This window comes from Streptomyces griseoruber, assembly GCF_001514205.1.
GTDB lineage: Bacteria > Actinomycetota > Actinomycetes > Streptomycetales > Streptomycetaceae > Streptomyces > Streptomyces griseoruber.
In genome coordinates this window covers 95,883-113,529 of the sequence record NZ_KQ948766.1, presented here as the reverse complement: position 1 = coordinate 113,529, position 17,647 = coordinate 95,883, and the positions used below count along the sequence as shown (strand labels likewise).

Genomic DNA, 17,647 nt, shown 5'->3' with positions numbered 1-17,647 from the left:
CTCAGCCGGACGGCCGAGCCGGCAGTCCGCCCGTCCGCGGGTCACGGCCCGTCAGGCAGTACAGGGCGCCCGCCGGGTCACGCATCACCGTCCAGTGGGCGGCGGGGGCCACGAGCGACGCCCCGAGCCGCTCGTGCCGGGCGCGCACCGCGTCGATGCCGGAACCGCAGGCCAGGTCCAGGTGGGCGGAGACGGGCCGCTCCTCGCCCAGCCGCTGGAGCAGGATCCGCACCGGCAGCCCCGGCGGGGGCGCGACCACATGGAACTCCGGCAGCGACCCCGGCCGGGCCGACCAGCCCGGCAGCAGCGCGCTCCAGAACGCGACTTCGGCGTCGTACGCGGACGGCGGGACATCGACGCACACCTGGTCCAGCCGGCTGTCCCCGACGACCGGCGGCCGCACGGACTCCCCCTGCCAGGGCACCGCGCAGAACAACTGCCCGGCGGGGGAGCGCAGTACGGTCCACCCGTCGTGCGCGGCGGCCGTCAGCGCCCCCAGGTCCGTCGCCGCGCGGGTGAACCCGGGCACGTCCTCCACCGCGAAGTCGAGATGCGCCCCGCCGTGCCCGTCCGTGACGGCCTGGACCTTCACACAGGCGTCGGCGCCGCCGCCCGGCAGCAGGGTGCCGAACTCCTCCCGCTCGCCGCGCAGTCCGGACAGCGTGGTGTCCGTGACGGCGGACCAGAACGCGCCCGCCGTACGGAACCGTTCGGCGGGCCGGTCGACGAAGGCGTACGTCCAGCGGACCGGGACGGGGGCGCGGGAGCTCATGGGGTGATCGTAGAGGGGCACCGCTGGACGGCGCGCGCCGCTCTTTGATGCGCTGTGCGGACCCGGCCGGAACCCCGGCCGGGCCCCACCGCCCGGAGGTGCCGCAGTGCCCGAACCATCCGCCGCCACCGAACGCGAACGGCTGACCGGCAGCGCCTACCGCACCGGCCGCGACCTGGCCGCCCGCCAGGCCGTCTACCGCTGGCAGACACCGCGCCACGACCTCCCCGGCCTCGTCGCCGAGCGGCTCACCGCGGTGCGCGGCACCGTCGTCGACGTCGGCTGCGGCAACGGCACCTTCCTGACCCGGATCCGCCGTGACCGCCCCGACCTGACGGTCCTCGGCCTGGACCTGTCGGCCGGCATCCTCGCGGAGGTCCCGGCCCCGGTGGCCGTCGCGGACGCGGCCCGGCTGCCCCTGGCGACGGGGAGCGCCGCCGCGGCCCTCGCCCTGCACATGCTGTACCACGTGCCCGACATCCCGGCGGCGGTGCGCGAGCTGTCCCGGGTCCTCGCCCCCGGCGGACTCCTGATCGCCTCCACCAACGGCGAGCACGACAAGGCCGAACTGGACGACCTGTGGGGCCGGGCCCTCACCGACGTCCTCGGCACCGCCCCCGCCGTGCCCCGCCTGGTGTTCACCACCCGTTTCAGCCTGGAGAACGCCCCCGCCCTGCTGGGCGCGGAGTTCGGCACGGTCGAGACGGTGGTGCTCCCCGGCGTCATCGAACTCCCCGACCCGGCCCCCGCGGCCGCCTATCTGGCCTCCTACCGCGCCTGGGCCGACCAGTACGGCGCCCCCTTCGAGGAGACCGTCGAACGGGCCCGCCGGATCGTCGCCGACGAGATCGCCCGCAACGGCGTCTTCCGCGTCACCAGCCGGGCGGGCCTGCTGATCTGCCGCCGCTGACCCACCCCACCTCAGCCCGGCTCCGGGCCGTCGACATTGAAGAGGGACTGCCCGGTCCCGGACCGTACGACGACGATGTCCGCGGGCTCGGCCGAGGGGTTGCTCTCCCGGTGGACCACATCCTTCGGGACGTACACGAAGTCGCCGGGCCCGGCCACCACCGCCTCGGCGCCGTCGGGGCCGAACTCCACCCTGATGGCGCCCGTGAGGACGTAGATGACCGACTCGCACCCGCCGTGATGGTGCCACCCGGAGACCATGCCGGCCTCGGTACGCACGAACCCCGACCAGGTCCCCTCGGTGGCGAACGCCTGCTGCCTGTCCATGCCGGGAGTCCGCGGCCCCGGTTCTCTGTCCTCGGGAGTCACGACCCGGACCTGATCTCGCCGCTTGTTCATGACCGACTCCACCTGTGGCTGGCCACCCCTCGATGGCAGCCTAGCGTCGCGGGACGGCGAAGGGGCGACCTCCTCGAACAGCACCGCACCCGGACCGCCGTGGACGCCGTGTTCGGCGACCTGCGGGCCGGGTGCGGGTGCGTGGAAAAAAGGTGATCGGCGATCAGGCCTTCTTGGTCTCCCAGAAGATCTTGTCGATCTCGGCGATCAGCTCGAGAGCCTTCTCGCCGGTCTTCGGGTCCGTCGACGCCTTCGCGGCCGACAGGGCCTTCAGGGTGTCGTTGACCAGCACGTGCAGCTGGGGGTACTTCTCGAAGTGCGGGGGCTTGAAGTAGTCGCTCCACAGCACGGAGACGTGGTGCTTCGCGAGCTCGGCGCGCTGCTCCTTGATGACGGTGGCGCGCGCCTGGAAGTGCGGGTCGTCGTTGGCGGCCATCTTCTCCTGCACGGCCTTCACCGACTCCGCCTCGATGCGGGCCTGGGCCGGGTCGTACACACCGCAGGGCAGGTCGCAGTGCGCGCTGACCTTGACCTTGGGGGCAAACAGGCGGGAAAGCATGGAGCGTTCCTTCCTCGTGATCGTCTTCTCAGGTGGGACATTACTCCCTGCAAGACGGGTTTTCGCGAGTGCCCCCATGGGCTTAGGACAAAAGTCCGGGGTCAGACTGAGACTGGTGGAGGAACGGACCGGGGAGGTGCCGGGATGCCGGAGCTGTCGCAGGAGACCGAGCGGGGGAGGGCCGTGGCACCCTTCGGGCTGGCCGAGGTGACCGGGCCGTCCATGGTGCCCACGCTGTACCACGGGGATCAGCTGGTGGTGCAGTACGGGGCGCGGGTGAGGGCCGGTGACGTCGTCGTGCTGCGGCATCCCTTCCAGCAGGACCTGCTGGTGGTCAAGCGGGCCGTCGAGCGGCGGGACGGGGGGTGGTGGGTGCTCGGGGACAACGCGTACGCCGGCGGGGACAGCACCGACTACGGGGTCGTGCCCGACGAGCTGATCCTGGGCAAGGTGCGGCTGCGCTACCGGCCGCTCAGGCCGGATCAGCGCTCGCCGCTGGCCGTGGTGCGCTGGGCGCTGTCGGCGGCGAGGCCGGTGCTGGCGGTGCGGTCGGCCTCCAGGCGCTTGCGGGCGCGGTAGGCGGCCACATTGGCCCGGGTCGCGCAGCGGTCGGAGCAGTAGCGGCGGGAGCGGTTGGTGGAGGTGTCGAGGTAGGCGTTGCGGCAGGGGGCGGCCTCGCACAGGCCGAGCCGGTCGACGCCGTACTCGGTGAGGTGGAAGGCCAGGCCCATGGCGGCGATGGCGGCGTAGCCCGCGGTCGCGTTCGAGGGGTGGTCGGCCAGGTGCATGTGCCACAGCGGGCGGCCGTCGTCGTCGCGGTGGTCGTGGCCGGAGATCTGCGGGCTCACCGGGAACTCCAGCAGCAGCGAGTTCAGCAGGTCGACGGCGAGGGTCTCGTCGCCGTGGTCGGCCGCCTCGAACACCGCGCGCAGCCGGGCCCGGACCGAGCGGAAGCGGGTGACGTCCGCGTCGGTGGCGCGGCGGGCGGCCGACTGGTTGCCGCCGAAGAGATCGCGGACCGCCTCGACCGAGGTCAGCGCGTCCTTGCCGCGGGCCGGTTCCTCGCTGTTGACGAGGCGTACGGCATAGTCCGAGTAATAGGCCAGTTCCACTTGTAGTCCTTACGGAGGGGCTCTATGGTCGTGAGTGCGGCCGGGTAACGGCTGATCGTGCTTTCAGGGTATTACGCGACGGGTGACGAGGGGGCTTCCATGACCACCACGGGTACCGGAACGACCGACTGGGCGGCCTGGCAGGAGAGCTGGGACCGGCAGCAGGAGTGGTACATGCCGGACCGTGAGGACCGGTTCCGGATCATGCTCGACATGGTCGAGGCGCTCGCCGGGCCCGAGCCCCGCGTCCTGGACCTCGCCTGCGGCACCGGCACCATCACCGCCCGGCTGCTGGCCCGCCTGCCCGGCGCCACCAGCACCGGCGTCGACCTCGACCCGGCGCTCCTCACCATCGCCGAGGGCACCTTCGCCGGGGACGACCGGGTCACGCTCGTGGCCGCCGACCTCAAGGACCCGCACTGGCCGTCCCGGCTGCCGTACGACTCGTACGACGCCGTCCTGACGGCCACGGCCCTGCACTGGCTGCACAGCGAACCCCTCGCGGCCCTCTACGGTCGGATCGCGGACCTCGTCCGCGACGGCGGTGTCTTCATGAACGCGGACCACATGATCGACGACACGACGCCCCGGATCAACGCGGCGGAGCGCGCACTGAGGCTCGCCCGGATGGAACAGGCCAGGAGCGGCGGCGCCCTCGACTGGGCCGAGTGGTGGCAGCTCGCCGCCCAGGACCCGGTCCTCGCCGCCCCCACGGCCCGCCGCTTCGAGATCTACGGCGAGCACGCCGACGGGGACACGCCGTCCGCGGCGTGGCACGCGCGCGTGCTGAAGGAGAAGGGCTTCGCCGAGGCCCGGCCGGTGTGGTGCTCGCCGGCGGACACCCTGTTGCTCGCGTTGAAGTGACCGCACGGCGGAAGGGGCGGTACGGAGACTCCGTACCGCCCCTTCCGCGTCGTACCGCTAGAGCACCTTGGACAGGAACGCCTGCGTCCGCTCGTGCTGCGGGTTGGTCAGGACCTCGCGCGGGTCGCCGGACTCGACGACCACGCCGCCGTCCATGAAGACCAGGCTGTCGCCGACCTCGCGGGCGAAGCCCATCTCGTGCGTGACGACGACCATCGTCATCCCGGACTCGGCCAGGTCGCGCATGACGTCCAGGACGTCACCGACCAGCTCCGGGTCCAGGGCCGAGGTCGGCTCGTCGAACAGCATCAGCTTCGGGTCCATGGCGAGGGCCCGGGCGATGGCCACGCGCTGCTGCTGACCGCCGGAGAGCTGCGAGGGGTAGCTCCCCGCCTTGTCGGCCAGACCGACGCGGTCCAGCAGCTCCCGCGCCCGCTCCCTGGCCTGGGCCTTGCTGACGCCCTTGACCTGGACCGGGGCCTCGACCACGTTGTCCAGCGCCGTCATGTGCGGGAACAGGTTGAACCGCTGGAACACCATGCCGATGTCCCGGCGCTGGAGCGCGACCTCGCTGTCCTTGAGCTCGTACAGCTTGTCGCCCTTCTGGTGGTAGCCCACCAGGTTCCCGTCGACGTACAGCCGCCCGGCGTTGATCTTCTCCAGGTGGTTGATGCACCGGAGGAAGGTGCTCTTGCCGGAGCCGGACGGGCCGATGAGGCAGAACACCTCGCCGGTGTTGACCTGGAGGTCGATGCCCTTGAGGACCTCGACCGCGCCGAAGGACTTGTGGACGCCCTCGGCCTTCACCATCGCAGTCACTTCGCCCCCCTTTCACTGCTGAGCGAGAACAGGTTCGCCCTGATCTTCTGGAAGACCGTGGGCGGGAGGCTGCGGCTCGAACCGCGCGCGTAGTACCGCTCCAGGTAGTACTGGAAGACGCTGAAGATGCTGGTCATGACCAGGTACCAGATCGACGCGACGAACAGCAGCTCCATCACGGCGAACGACGAGGAGCCGATCACCGAGGTCGAGCGCAGCAGCTCGTTGTACGTCACCACGTACACCAGCGACGAGGTCTTCAGCATGTTGATGAACTCGTTGCCGGTCGGCGGCACGATCACCCGCATCGCCTGCGGGATCACGATCCGGCGCAGCGTCTTGCCGTGGCTCATGCCCAGCGCGTGCGCCGCCTCGGTCTGGCCCTCGTCCACCGCCAGCAGACCGGCACGGCAGATTTCGGCCATGTACGCGGCCTCGTTCAGACCCAGGCCGAGCAGGGCGCACATGAACGGCGTCATGACGTCCGTCATCTCGTCCTTGTAGATCGGCCCGAGGTTCAGCATCGGGAAGATCAGCGCCAGGTTGAACCACATCAGCAGCTGGACGTAGACCGGGGTGCCGCGGAAGAACCAGATGTACAGCCAGGCGACGGTGCTGGTCACCGGGTTCTTCGACAGCCGCATCACGGCCAGCAGGATGCCGAGCACCACACCGAGCACCATCGCCAGGATGCTGATCAGCAGGGTGCGCCCGGCACCGGCGACGACCGTCGAGTCGAAGACCTTGTCGCCGACCGTCGACCACTGGATGTCACCGTTGGCGAACGCGTTGATCAGCAGCGCGAGCAGCGCGACGACGACGACACCGCTGACCCAGCGGCCCCAGTGGCGCACCGGGATGGCCTTGATGGCCTCCGGCGGCCCGGCGTACGCCGAGTCCTTGGCGACCGGAGGGGTGTCCTCCGGCGGTGCGCCCGCGGGGGTCTTGTCGAGCTTGTCAGACATGGGGACTGCCCTTCGAAGGCTTGGAGCGGTGCGGGTGGATCACTTGCCGCCGTTGATCGCGGACTGGCTGATCGCGCCGCTCTCGGCGCCCCACTTCTCCAGCACCTTCTGGTACGAGCCGTCCTTGATGATCGCGTCGACGGCCTCCTTCAGGGCGTCGCGCAGCTGGGTGTCCTTCTTGGCGACGACGATGCCGAACGGGGCGGCCTCGTACTGCTTGTCCAGGACCTCGAAGGTGTTGCCGCCACCGGCCTTGCGGGCCATGTCCACGGCGACCGGGTAGTCGTTGACGCCGGCCACGGCACCGCCGGACTTCACGCGGGTCTGGGCCTCGGTGTCGTTCTCGAAGGACTCGATCTTCAGGGCCTTCTTGCCGGCGCCCGTACAGGTCTTGGACTGCGCCTGGAGGGCCTCCTCGTAGGTGGTGCCCCGCTGCACGGCGACGGTCTGGCCGCAGAGGTCGTCCAGGGACTGGATGCCCTTGGGGTTGCCCTTCTGTACGTAGATGGCCGTACCGGCGGTGAAGTAGTCGACGAAGTCCACGCCCTCGCCGAGCTTCTTGCCGCTGTCGTCCAGACCCTCCTGGCGCTGCTTGTTGTCCGTGATGGACGACATCGCGATGTTGTAGCGGCCGGAGTTGACGGCGGTGATCAGGGTGTCGAAGCCACCGTTGGTGAACTTGAACTCGACACCGAGCTGCTTGCCGAGCGCGGCCGCGATGTCGGGGTCGACACCGACGATCTTGCCGCCGTCGACGGACTCCATGGGGGCGTACTCGGCGTTCGTGCCGACCTGGATGACGCCGCTCTTCTGGATGTCGGCGGGCAGCTTCGAGAACAGGGGGGCCGTGGAGGCGCCGCTCGAGGACTCGGAGGAGCCGCTGCCGCTGTCGTTGGTCTGGTCGCCGCAGGCGGAGAGCAGCAGAGCGCCCGCGACCGCGAGAGATCCGACCGCTGCCAGGCGGGTGCGCGCGGCGGTCGTGCGTCGGGTGGTGCTTGCGGTCATTTTGGGTTCCTCCGGCGGATGGATGGAGATGCCGATGGGTCGACACGCGTCAACTGGGTCGACAAGTGCCGATGGGTCGACAAGAACACACAGCTTCGGGTGTCGCGACCTCGTGTGATTACGGCATCTTGCCATTCGGACTACGCCAATCAGGGGGCCAGCCATGTCAAAATCGGATAACGGGCGACCCCCGAGCCGCACAGTCCGGTCCATCACGGCCGGGCGACGCCGGACCATCTGCGGGAATCCGTCCCCGCGGCCGGAGGATCTTCGGTTCATCTCACGATGTGATCGCCGACCGTGCGACGCGTCCGTTCAGTTGAGTCCGTGTCAAGCCTTCACCAGGCCTTGGCCGGTCTTCGCGCATGAGTCATGTCACTCGTGATCACCTCTGTCGAGGGTCTACAGCCCGAGGAATGTGACCTTGCACGGATTGGACTCGTCGGCTGTGGTCTCCGTCCGGTATGAAGGTTCTTTACACCCCTCATCCGGGGCTCAGGGCGCGTGTGCGGCGCGCCCGACGCGCAGGCGCCCGTACGCATCACCTCTTCAGGGGCCTGTGCGATGCCCGCCCACTCCTCACCCGGAGTGGCCACCCTCAGACCAAGAACAGCTAAGGGGTACATCGAAGTGGCAGCGGAGATCGTCAATCCTCGCAGCGAGAGCGCGGACCATACGGGCCAGGAGGGCGGTGCGGAACCCCTCGATTCCTTCGATCCGGCGTTCGCGCTGCACCGCGGCGGAAAGATGGCCGTGCAGGCCACCGTCCCGGTCCGCGACAAGGACGACCTGTCCCTCGCCTACACGCCCGGCGTCGCACGCGTGTGCACCGCGATCGCGGAACAGCCGGACCTGGTGAACGACTACACGTGGAAGTCCTCCGTCGTCGCCGTCGTGACCGACGGCACGGCCGTCCTCGGGCTCGGGGACATCGGGCCGGAGGCCTCCCTCCCGGTCATGGAGGGCAAGGCCATCCTGTTCAAGCAGTTCGGCGGGGTCGACGCGGTTCCGATCGCGCTGGCCTGCACCGGCGTGGACGAGATCGTCGAGACGGTGGTGCGCCTCGCCCCCTCGTTCGGCGGTGTGAACCTGGAGGACATCTCGGCACCCCGGTGCTTCGAGATCGAGCGCCGGCTCCAGGAGGCGCTCGACATCCCGGTCTTCCACGACGACCAGCACGGTACGGCGGTCGTGACGCTGGCGGCGCTGCGCAACGCGGCGCGGCTGAGCGGGCGGACCATCGGCGAGCTGCGGGCCGTGATCTCGGGCGCCGGCGCGGCCGGGGTCGCCATCGCGAAGATGCTGGTCGAGGCCGGTATCGGGGATGTGGCGCTGACCGACCGCAAGGGCATCGTCTCGGCGGACCGCGAGGACCTCACGGACGTCAAACGCGAGGTCGCCGGGTTCACCAACAAGGCGGGGCTGAGCGGCTCGCTGGAGGACGCGCTGGCGGGCGCGGACGTGTTCATCGGCGTCTCCGGCGGTACGGTCCCGGAGGAGGCGGTGGCCTCCATGGCGAAGGGCGCGTTCGTCTTCGCCATGGCCAACCCGAACCCCGAGGTGCACCCCGAGGTCGCCCACAAGTACGCGGCGGTCGTCGCGACCGGGCGGTCGGACTTCCCGAACCAGATCAACAACGTGCTGGCGTTCCCGGGGATCTTCGCGGGGGCGCTCCAGGTGCGGGCCTCCCGGATCACTGAGGGTATGAAGATCGCCGCGGCCGAGGCGCTGGCGGGTGTGGTCGGCGACGATCTTGCCGCTGACTACGTCATTCCCTCGCCGTTCGACGAGCGGGTCGCTCCCGCGGTGACGGCGGCGGTGGCCGCGGCCGCACGTGCCGAGGGCGTCGCGCGTCGCTGAGGTCCCTCGAATGGCCCCGTCCGTCCGGGCGGGGCCATTTCTTTGCCCACCCACCCGCCTGTTCGGGTGAGCCGAGCCGCCGGCGTCCCCCGGGGCTCCGCCCCCGGACCCCCGTACCGGCCCTGTTTTGGCAAGAGGGCGTGTCTCACAGGCGGCCCCGGTTTCGCCGACCCCCCGCGCCGCCTATCGTCAGGTGCATGTTCGCCGTCTACGCCGCCCGAATCGACCGCGACCAGCCGCTTTCCGGACTGGAGTTGGGGGAGCGACCGGCCCCCGAGGCCCGCCCCGGCTGGAGTACCGTCACCGTGCGGGCCGCCTCCCTCAACCATCACGACCTCTGGTCCCTGCGCGGCGTCGGTCTCGCGGAGGACAAGCTGCCGATGATCCTCGGCTGCGACGCCGCCGGGGTCGACGCCGACGGCAACGAGGTCGTCCTGCACTCCGTCATCGGCCAGACCGGGCACGGCGTCGGCCCCAGGGAGCCGCGCTCCATCCTCACCGAGCACTACCAGGGCACCTTCGCCGAGCAGGTGGCCGTGCCGACCTGGAACATCCTGCCCAAGCCCAGGGAACTGTCCTTCGCGGAGGCCGCCTGTCTGCCGACGGCCTGGCTGACGGCGTACCGCATGCTCTTCACCAACGCGGGCGTCCGCCCCGGTGACTCGGTCCTCGTCCAGGGGGCCGGTGGGGGTGTCGCCACCGCCGCGATCGTCCTCGGGAAGGCCGCCGGGCTGAAGGTCTTCGCGACCAGCCGTGACGAGGCCAGGCGCAAGCGGGCCCTGGAGCTCGGCGCGGTCGAGGCGGTGGAGCCGGGGGCCCGGCTGCCGCAGCGGGTGGACGCCGTCATCGAGACCGTGGGCGCGGCCACCTGGTCCCACTCGGTGAAGTCCCTGAAGCCCGGGGGCACCCTCGTGATCTCCGGTGCCACGAGCGGGGACCGGCCCTCGCACGCCGAGCTCACCCGGATCTTCTTCCTGGAGCTGAAGGTCGTCGGCTCCACCATGGGGACCAAGGAGGAGCTGGAGGACCTGCTCTCCTTCTGCGCGGTCACCGGGGTCCGCCCCGTCATCGACGAGATCCTTCCGCTGGACCGGGCCCGCGAGGGCTTCGAACGCCTGGAGTCCGGCGACCAGTTCGGCAAGATCGTGCTCACCGGCGGCTGAGCCGCCGGCCGACGGTGCCTCTTGCGTCTTTCGCACGCCCCGCCTGTCAACATAGGTTGACAGACGGGGCGTGTCAACCTATGTTGACGTCATGACCGAAGCAACGGATCTCGCCGAACGCGCCGGCGACCGTGATCCACGGGTCGGACTGCGGGCCGTCGCCGCGCTGCGCAGGCTGCTGGAGCAGTTGGAGGCGGTGCAGGTGCGCAGTGCGCGCCATCAGGGCTGGTCGTGGCAGGAGATCGCCGCGGAACTCGGAGTGAGCAGGCAGGCCGTGCACAAGAAGTACGGGAGGCAGTGATGTTCGAACGGTTCACGAAGGACGCCCGTGACGTGGTGCGCGGTGCCGTCGAGCACTGCGAGGGGGCGGGGGTGCGGACCGTCGGGGCCGAGCATCTGCTGCTCGCCCTGCTGGACCGGGAGGGCGGCCGTGCCTCCTTCGCGCTGGCCGCCCTCGGGCTCGCCGACCGCGGGGACTCGGTGCGGGAGGCGCTGGAGGAGTCGCGTCGGCGCGCGGGTCTCTCGCGCGCCGAGAGCGACGCCCTCGCCGGACTGGGTATCGACGTCACGGAGATCGTCGCCCGGGTGGAGGAGGTGCACGGGGTCGGCGCGATGGCGGCCGGCCGCCGGGCGGGGCGCCCGAGCTTCGGCCGGGACGCCAAGCGGATCCTGGAACAGTCCCTGCGCATGGCACTGGCCCACCGTGACCGGCGCATCGGCGACGAGCACATCCTCCTCGCCCTCACCACCCAACCCGGCCCCACCGCCGAGGTACTCGCCGACCACGGCGTGACCCACGCGGCCCTGACCCGGATCCTGTACGGCGACGCGGAACCCAAGGCGAGCTGACGCCCCTCCCGACCCTCAAGCCTTCGGTGTCCGCAGGATCGCCCCGATGTGGGCCGCCGCCGAGGACAAGTGGTGGCGGGTGGCTCGGAGCTGGTCGGGGGTGATGCCGTGGTCGCGCGCCGTGTCGCGGATGTCGTCGCGGAAGCGGTCCAGGAGGCGGTCCAGGTCGCGGGCCGGGTCGCCGCCGGAGTCCTCGTGGGCCCAGGACGGTTCGTACTCGGCGGGGAAGTCCTCGGGGGAGTGGGAGTAGGACGGGGCCGGGCCCGCGGAGGTGCGGCCGAAGCCCAGGTCCTTGCCGAACTCCTTGCCGAAGTCCTTGCCGAACTCGCCGAACTCCCTGGCCAGTTCGGTCAGGCCCTCGCGGACCCCCGTCGGCCAGTCGCCGCGCGCGAAGTGGTCCTGGACCTGTTCCTGGACGCGCCGGGCGATGCGCTGCATCTCCTCCTGGGCCTGGGCCCGCGCGTGGTCCTGGGCGTCCTTGGCCTGGCGGCGGGCACGCTGCGCCTCCTCGCGGGCCCTGCGGCTCTCGTCCTTGGCCCGGCGGGCCTGTTCCTTCCACTCCTGCTTGACGCGGCGCATCTCCTCCTTGGCGGCCCGCCAGGACTCCTTGTCGCCGTACTCGCCCTCGGGGACGGGGCCGGGGCGGCCGTCACGCCGGGCCTCGGTGGCCGCCGCCCGCATCTCCCGCCGCAGATCGCCCGCCGCGCCGCGTACGTCGGCCCGGATCTCCGCGGCCAGTTCCGCGACCGACTCGCGGATCTCCAGCTCCAGATCGGCCAGTTCACCGCTGCGGTCGGCGAGTTCGGCGCGGCCCGCGTCGGTGATCGCGTACACCTTGCGGCCGCCCTCGGTGGTGTGGGTGACCAGGCCCTCCGCCTGCAGCTTGGCCAGCCGGGGGTAGACGGTGCCCGCCGACGGCGCGTACAGCCCCTGGAAGCGCTCCTCCAGGAGGCGGATCACCTCGTAACCGTGGCGTGGGGCCTCGTCCAGCAGCTTCAGCAGGTAGAGACGGAGACGGCCGTGGGCGAAGACGGGAGGCATGTCAGAGCACCTTCTTGTCGGTCGTGCTGTCGGCCGGGTCGGCGCAGGGGGCACCGCCGTCCGGGCCGGAAACGGCATTGTCCCCCGCGTCGGAGCCATCGGCGGACCAGTCCCCGTCCTCCGTGGGCGGGCGCCGCAGCAGGGCGATCGAGCCGGAGACCGTGGTCGCCTTCAGCCGGCCGTTGCCCGCGCCGAGACGGCCGGTGATCCGCTTGGCGCCCCACTGGCCACTGACCCGGAGGTCCTCGAAGGCGTTGGAGACCGCACCGCTCGCCGTGTTGGCCTCCACCTCCGCGTCGGCCGGGTGCGGCAGCCGGATGGCGATCTCGCCCGAGACGTTGGTCAGGGAGATCTCCGTGGGCCTGCTCGTCGGGTCCACGTCGACGACCATCGAGCCGCTCACCGAGTCCGCCTTGACGGACGAGCCGGCCTCGACGACGGTCAGGTCCCCGGAGACGGAGTTGAACCGCAGATCGCCGGTGAGCGCCTGGGCCTCGACGCTGCCCGACACCGTGTCCGCGCGGATCGTGCCCGCGAGGCCCACCAGGGTGGCGTCACCGGTGACGCCCTTGATCTCCGTACGCCCGTCGATCCCGGACACCGTCGCGCCGGCGCTCACCACGCCCAGCTCCACCCGGGTGCCGACCGGGACCGCCAGGGAGACCACGGCGCTGCGGCGCCACCCCTTGCGATCGAGCCACTTGAGGAATCCCTTCCAGGGCAGATCCTCGTACGCCACCGTCAAGGTGCCGTCACGATGACTCACCACAAGGGGTGGCCCCTCGATCCGGGACACTTCCAGCCGGGCCGGGCCCTCGTCCGTGCCCACCACGTTCACCGTGCCGTCGACGATGCGGACGTGCAGGGTGCTGACGGGCTCGTCGAAGGTGAGCTTGCTCGGCTCTGCGACGGACCATTCGGACATGGGAGACCCCTCCTCGGCACGGTTTCCCGGTACAACGCGCCATATCGCGTCTTCTTCAATTCACGATATATCGCGGACGTCGGAAGTCAAGACACCGTGGGGGTGACCGGCGGCCTACTCTGGGGGCGTAGGCCCACAGGAGCAGGAGCGAGAGTTGTACTTCACCGACCGAGGCATCGAGGAGCTGGAGAAGCGACGCGGCGAGGAGGAGGTCACCTTCGAGTGGCTCGCCGAACAGCTGCGGACGTTCGTCGACCTGAACCCGGACTTCGAGGTGCCGGTGGAGCGCCTCGCCACCTGGCTCGCCCGGCTGGACGACGAGGACGACGAGGACTGACGTACGACGAGGACCGACGTACGACGAGGACCGACGTACGACGAGGACCGACGTACGACGGACCGACGTACGACAAAGAGCCTGTCCCCGGGGGATTCCCGGGGACAGGCTCTTTGCTCGATCGGTCACGATCGGTCAGAGGCTCACGCCTCGAACACCTCGCGCACCAGCTGCTCCTGCTCCGCCTGGTGGCGCTTGGCGGAGCCGACGGCCGGGGACGAGCCGTGCGGCCGCGAGATGCGGCGCAGTCGCTCGCCGTGCGGGACGTCGGCGCCGACGGCCAGGTCCAGGTGGTCGATCAGGTTCAGGGCGATGAACGGCCAGGCACCCTGGTTGGCCGGCTCCTCCTGGACCCACAGGTACTTCTCGGCGTTCGGGTACTTGTTGACCTCCGCCTGGACCTCGGCACCCGGCAGCGGGTAGAGGCGCTCGAGACGGATGATCGCCGTGTCCGTGACACCGCGCTTCTGACGCTCGGCCTCCAGGTCGTAGTAGACCTTGCCGGCGCAGAAGACGACCTTCTTGACCGCGTTCGCGTCGACCGAGGTGTCGCCGATGACCGGGCGGAACTGGCCCGAGGTGAACTCCTCCGCCTTCGAGGCCGCCGCCTTCAGGCGCAGCATCGACTTCGGGGTGAAGACCACCAGCGGCTTGTGGTGCGGGTTGTGCACCTGCCACCGCAGGAGGTGGAAGTAGTTCGACGGCAGGGTCGGCATGGCGACCGTCATGTTGTTCTGGGCGCAGAGCTGGAGGAAGCGCTCGACGCGGGCCGAGGAGTGGTCCGGGCCCTGTCCCTCGTAGCCGTGGGGGAGCAGGAGCGTCACGCCGCTCGTCTGACCCCACTTCTGCTCGGCCGCCGAGATGTACTCGTCGACCACCGTCTGCGCGCCGTTGACGAAGTCGCCGAACTGCGCCTCCCACATCACGAGCGCGTCGGGGCGGGCCAGCGAGTAGCCGTACTCGAAGCCCATGACCGCGTACTCGGACAGCAGGGAGTTGTAGACGTTGTAGCGCGCCTGGTCCTCGGCGAGGTACTGGAGCGGGGTGTGCTCCTCGCCCGTCTCGCGGTCGATGAGGACCGCGTGGCGCTGGCCGAAGGTGCCGCGCTGGGAGTCCTGGCCGGACAGCCGGACCGGGACGCCCTCCAGGAGGAGGGAGCCGACCGCGAGGGTCTCGCCCATGCCCCAGTCGATGGTGCCGTCCTCGACCATCGACGCCCGGCGCTGGAGCTGCGGCAGCAGACGCGGGTGGACGTGGAAGTAGTCGGGGATGTTGACCTGGGACTCGGCGATGCGCTTGACGACCTCCGTGGAGACCGCGGTCGGGACCGCGACCGGGAAGCCGTCCAGCGGCTCCTGGACGTCGCCGCCGACGGGCTGCGCGGTGGCCTCGCGGACCTCCGTGAAGACCTTCTCCAGCTGGCCCTGGTAGTCCTGGAGCGCCTGCTCGGCCTCTTCCAGGGTGATGTCGCCGCGACCGATGAGGGACTCGGTGTAGAGCTTGCGCACCGAGCGCTTCTTGTCGATCAGGTCGTACATCAGCGGCTGGGTGAAGGCCGGGTTGTCCGACTCGTTGTGACCGCGGCGGCGGTAGCAGATGAGGTCGATCACCACGTCCTTGTTGAACGCCTGACGGAACTCGAAGGCCAGCCGCGCGACACGCACGACGGCCTCGGGGTCGTCGCCGTTCACGTGGAAGATCGGGGCCTCGATCATGCGGGCCACGTCCGTCGCGTACATGGAGGAACGCGAGGACTCGGGGGCCGCGGTGAAGCCGACCTGGTTGTTGATGACGATGTGGACCGTGCCGCCGGTGCGGTAGCCGCGCAGCTGCGACATGTTCAGGGTCTCGGCCACCACGCCCTGGCCCGCGAAGGCCGCGTCGCCGTGCAGCGCCACCGGCAGGACGGTGAAGTCCGTGCCGCCCTTGTTGATGATGTCCTGCTTGGCGCGGGCGATGCCCTCGATGACCGGGTCGACCGTCTCCAGGTGGGAGGGGTTCGCGGCCAGCGAGACCTTGATCTGCTCGCCGTCGAGACCGGTGAAGGTGCCCTGGGCGCCCAGGTGGTACTTCACGTCGCCGGAGCCGTGCATCGACTTCGGGTCGAGGTTGCCCTCGAACTCGCGGAAGATCTGCGCGTACGACTTGCCGACGATGTTGGCCAGGACGTTCAGCCGGCCGCGGTGGGCCATGCCGATGACGACCTCGTCCAGCCGGGACTCCGCCGCGCTGTCGATGACCGCGTCCAGCAGCGGGATGACGGACTCGCCGCCCTCCAGGGAGAACCGCTTCTGGCCGACGTACTTCGTCTGGAGGAAGGTCTCGAAGGCCTCCGCCGCGTTCAGCCGGCGCAGGATGCGCAGCTGCTCCTCGCGCTCCGGCTTGGTGTGCGCGCGCTCGATGCGGTCCTGGATCCAGCGGCGCTGCTTCGGGTCCTGGATGTGCATGAACTCGACGCCGGTGGTGCGGCAGTACGAGTCGCGCAGCACGCCGAGGATGTCGCGCAGCTTCATCAGGGACTTGCCGGCGAAGCCGCCGACGGCGAACTCGCGCTCCAGGTCCCACAGGGTGAGGCCGTGCTCGGTGATGTCCAGGTCGGGGTGCTTGCGCTGGCGGTACTCCAGCGGGTCGGTGTCGGCCATGACGTGGCCGCGGACCCGGTAGGAGTGGATCAGCTCGAAGACCCGGGCGGCCTTGGTGACGTCGTCGTCGTGGCTGGCGTCGATGTCCTTGAGCCAGCGGACCGGCTCGTAGGGGATGCGCAGGGCCTCGAAGATCTCGTCGTAGAAGCCGCTCTCGCCGAGCAGGAGGTTCGCGACGATCCGCAGGAACTCGCCGGAGGCGGCGCCCTGGATGACCCGGTGGTCGTAGGTCGACGTGAGCGTCATGACCTTGGAGATGCCGAGCTTGTTCAGGGTGTCCTGGGAGGTGCCCTGGAACTCCGCCGGGTAGTCCATGGAGCCGACGCCCATGATGACCGACTGGCCGGGCATCAGACGCGGCACGGAGTGGACGGTGCCGAGGCCGCCGGGGTTGGTCAGGGAGACCGTGACACCGGTGAAGTCGTCCATCGTCAGCTTGCCGTCGCGGGCGCGGCGGACGATGTCCTCGTAGGCCTGCCAGAACTCGAAGAAGTTCAGCGTCTCGGCCTTCTTGATGCCGGCGACGACGAGCTGGCGGTCGCCGTTGGCCTTCACCAGGTCGATGGCCAGGCCGAAGTTGACGTGCGGCGGCTTGACGAGGGTGGGCTTCCCGTCCTTCTCCGCGTAGTGCCAGTTCATCGACGGCATGGCCTTGATGGCCTGCACCATCGCGAAGCCGATCAGGTGCGTGAAGGAGATCTTCCCGCCCCGGGCGCGCTTGAGGTGGTTGTTGATGACGATGCGGTTGTCGAACAGCAGCTTCACCGGGACCGCGCGGACCGAGGTGGCCGTCGGCAGCTCCAGCGAGGCGTTCATGTTCTTCGCGACCGCGGCGGCCGGGCCGCGCAGCGTGATCAGCTCGGGGCCCTCGGGCGCCCCGGCGGCTGCCGGGGGAGCGGCGGCGGCCGGCTTCGCGGCGGCCGGGGCGGCCTTCACCGGGGCGGGGGCCGCGGCCGGGGCCGGGGCGGCCGGCGCGGCGGCCGCGGGCTTCGGGGCGGCGGCCGGGGCCGGCACGGCGGCCGGAGCCGGGGCGGCGGGCGCCGGCGGCGTGGTGGTGGTCCCTGCGGCCCCCGCGGCCGCAGTACCCGCCGGAGCCGAGGGAGTGGCCGCCCCCGGCTTGTAGTCGGCGAAGAAGTCCCACCAGGCACGGTCTACCGAATTCGGGTCCTGGAGGTACTGCTGATAGATCTCGTCGACGAGCCACTCGTTCGGGCCGAACGCGGCAGCGGGGTTCTTGCCCGCTTGGTCTGCGTCGGTCGAGATGCTCGATGCGTTACTGGGGGACTGTGGCGACACGGCGGCAACCGCCCTCTTCCGCTTCACAAGGTGATGGACAGCGGGAATAAAGGCTACGCCTCCAAGAGCACGAAGGTCAGGTCGAGCCGGTCCATCGTCGCGTAAGTCACATCGGAAAGCGTGTTTCGGG

General features: G+C 70.4%; 18 protein-coding genes. 8 read left to right on the top strand and 10 right to left on the bottom strand.

The annotated features are described in order from the left end of the window. Position 1 precedes the first annotated feature (1 nt). Positions 2 to 772, bottom strand: a complete 771-nt coding sequence (locus tag AQJ64_RS12685; protein ID WP_055634109.1) for a VOC family protein — start codon at positions 770 to 772, stop codon at positions 2 to 4. A gap of 106 nt (positions 773 to 878) precedes the next feature. Here AQJ64_RS12685 and AQJ64_RS12680 point away from each other — a divergent pair, with 106 nt between their 5' ends. Further along, positions 879 to 1,682 (top strand): class I SAM-dependent methyltransferase, encoded by an 804-nt coding sequence (locus AQJ64_RS12680; RefSeq protein ID WP_055634110.1) that lies wholly within the window; start codon positions 879 to 881, stop codon positions 1,680 to 1,682. A gap of 11 nt (positions 1,683 to 1,693) precedes the next feature. Here the strand turns inward: AQJ64_RS12680 and AQJ64_RS12675 are convergent, their stop codons facing one another. Both AQJ64_RS12675 and sodN read right to left on the bottom strand, forming a co-directional pair. Further along, the gene (locus AQJ64_RS12675) at positions 1,694 to 2,008 is read right to left on the bottom strand and encodes a cupin domain-containing protein (protein WP_206189697.1); all 315 of its coding nucleotides are present in this window, start codon (positions 2,006 to 2,008) and stop codon (positions 1,694 to 1,696) included. A gap of 235 nt (positions 2,009 to 2,243) precedes the next feature. Then, positions 2,244 to 2,639 (bottom strand): superoxide dismutase, Ni, encoded by a 396-nt coding sequence (gene sodN, locus AQJ64_RS12670; RefSeq protein WP_055634112.1) that lies wholly within the window; start codon positions 2,637 to 2,639, stop codon positions 2,244 to 2,246. 144 nt (positions 2,640 to 2,783) lie between these two features. On the opposite strand from sodN, the gene sodX reads away from it, so the two are divergent. Further along, positions 2,784 to 3,218 (top strand): nickel-type superoxide dismutase maturation protease, encoded by a 435-nt coding sequence (gene sodX / locus AQJ64_RS12665; protein WP_059202632.1) that lies wholly within the window; start codon positions 2,784 to 2,786, stop codon positions 3,216 to 3,218. Here sodX and AQJ64_RS12660 read toward each other — a convergent pair. Continuing rightward, a complete protein-coding gene (locus AQJ64_RS12660; protein ID WP_059202631.1) occupies positions 3,122 to 3,751 on the bottom strand; it encodes a CGNR zinc finger domain-containing protein in 630 nt (209 codons plus the stop codon). The two genes, sodX and AQJ64_RS12660, sit on opposite strands and share 97 nt — an antisense overlap. A gap of 99 nt (positions 3,752 to 3,850) precedes the next feature. Between AQJ64_RS12660 and AQJ64_RS12655 the strand changes: the two genes are divergently transcribed. Next, complete coding sequence (locus tag AQJ64_RS12655) at positions 3,851 to 4,615, top strand: class I SAM-dependent methyltransferase (RefSeq protein WP_055637603.1); 765 nt, start codon at positions 3,851 to 3,853, stop codon at positions 4,613 to 4,615. A 57-nt stretch (positions 4,616 to 4,672) separates the two neighbouring features. Here AQJ64_RS12655 and AQJ64_RS12650 read toward each other — a convergent pair whose 3' ends face one another. The 3 genes from AQJ64_RS12650 to AQJ64_RS12640 are packed head-to-tail and all read right to left on the bottom strand — an operon-like array spanning position 4,673 to position 7,404. Continuing rightward, complete coding sequence (locus AQJ64_RS12650; protein WP_055637604.1) at positions 4,673 to 5,434, bottom strand: amino acid ABC transporter ATP-binding protein; 762 nt, start codon at positions 5,432 to 5,434, stop codon at positions 4,673 to 4,675. Next, positions 5,431 to 6,399: an amino acid ABC transporter permease gene (locus AQJ64_RS12645; protein WP_055637605.1), complete on the bottom strand. Its 969-nt coding sequence runs from the start codon at positions 6,397 to 6,399 to the stop codon at positions 5,431 to 5,433. Before AQJ64_RS12645 ends, AQJ64_RS12650 begins: the two co-directional genes overlap by 4 nt. Positions 6,400 to 6,438: 39 nt before the next feature. Then, positions 6,439 to 7,404, bottom strand: coding sequence for an ABC transporter substrate-binding protein (locus AQJ64_RS12640; protein WP_055637606.1), 966 nt, complete (start codon positions 7,402 to 7,404; stop codon positions 6,439 to 6,441). 630 nt (positions 7,405 to 8,034) lie between these two features. Here AQJ64_RS12640 and AQJ64_RS12635 point away from each other — a divergent pair. The 4 genes from AQJ64_RS12635 (at position 8,035) to AQJ64_RS12620 (ending at position 11,276) form a co-directional block, all read left to right on the top strand. After that, on the top strand, positions 8,035 to 9,264 hold the full coding sequence (locus tag AQJ64_RS12635) for an NAD(P)-dependent malic enzyme (RefSeq protein WP_055637607.1): 1,230 nt from the start codon (positions 8,035 to 8,037) through the stop codon (positions 9,262 to 9,264). Positions 9,265 to 9,461: 197 nt separating this feature from the next. Next, positions 9,462 to 10,427: a zinc-binding dehydrogenase gene (locus AQJ64_RS12630; protein WP_055637608.1), complete on the top strand. Its 966-nt coding sequence runs from the start codon at positions 9,462 to 9,464 to the stop codon at positions 10,425 to 10,427. 91 nt (positions 10,428 to 10,518) lie between these two features. Then, the gene (locus AQJ64_RS12625; RefSeq protein ID WP_037674056.1) at positions 10,519 to 10,728 is read left to right on the top strand and encodes a helix-turn-helix domain-containing protein; all 210 of its coding nucleotides are present in this window, start codon (positions 10,519 to 10,521) and stop codon (positions 10,726 to 10,728) included. Next, positions 10,728 to 11,276 carry a Clp protease N-terminal domain-containing protein gene (locus tag AQJ64_RS12620; RefSeq protein WP_055637609.1) on the top strand — a complete coding sequence of 183 codons (549 nt, stop codon included), beginning with the start codon at positions 10,728 to 10,730 and terminating at the stop codon, positions 11,274 to 11,276. The genes AQJ64_RS12625 and AQJ64_RS12620 overlap by 1 nt, the downstream gene beginning before the upstream one ends. 15 nt (positions 11,277 to 11,291) lie before the next feature. Here AQJ64_RS12620 and AQJ64_RS12615 read toward each other — a convergent pair whose 3' ends face one another. Together AQJ64_RS12615 and AQJ64_RS12610 are read right to left on the bottom strand one after the other, a co-directional pair. After that, positions 11,292 to 12,317, bottom strand: a complete 1,026-nt coding sequence (locus AQJ64_RS12615; RefSeq protein ID WP_055637610.1) for a PadR family transcriptional regulator — start codon at positions 12,315 to 12,317, stop codon at positions 11,292 to 11,294. A gap of 1 nt (position 12,318) precedes the next feature. Beyond that, a complete protein-coding gene (locus tag AQJ64_RS12610) occupies positions 12,319 to 13,242 on the bottom strand; it encodes a DUF4097 family beta strand repeat-containing protein (RefSeq protein ID WP_055637611.1) in 924 nt (307 codons plus the stop codon). A 154-nt stretch (positions 13,243 to 13,396) separates the two neighbouring features. Here AQJ64_RS12610 and AQJ64_RS12605 point away from each other — a divergent pair, with 154 nt between their 5' ends. After that, complete coding sequence (locus AQJ64_RS12605; protein WP_018535226.1) at positions 13,397 to 13,579, top strand: DUF6104 family protein; 183 nt, start codon at positions 13,397 to 13,399, stop codon at positions 13,577 to 13,579. A gap of 143 nt (positions 13,580 to 13,722) precedes the next feature. Here the strand turns inward: AQJ64_RS12605 and AQJ64_RS12600 are convergent, their stop codons facing one another. Next, complete coding sequence (locus AQJ64_RS12600) at positions 13,723 to 17,517, bottom strand: multifunctional oxoglutarate decarboxylase/oxoglutarate dehydrogenase thiamine pyrophosphate-binding subunit/dihydrolipoyllysine-residue succinyltransferase subunit (RefSeq protein ID WP_059202630.1); 3,795 nt, start codon at positions 17,515 to 17,517, stop codon at positions 13,723 to 13,725. Positions 17,518 to 17,647 lie beyond the last annotated feature (130 nt).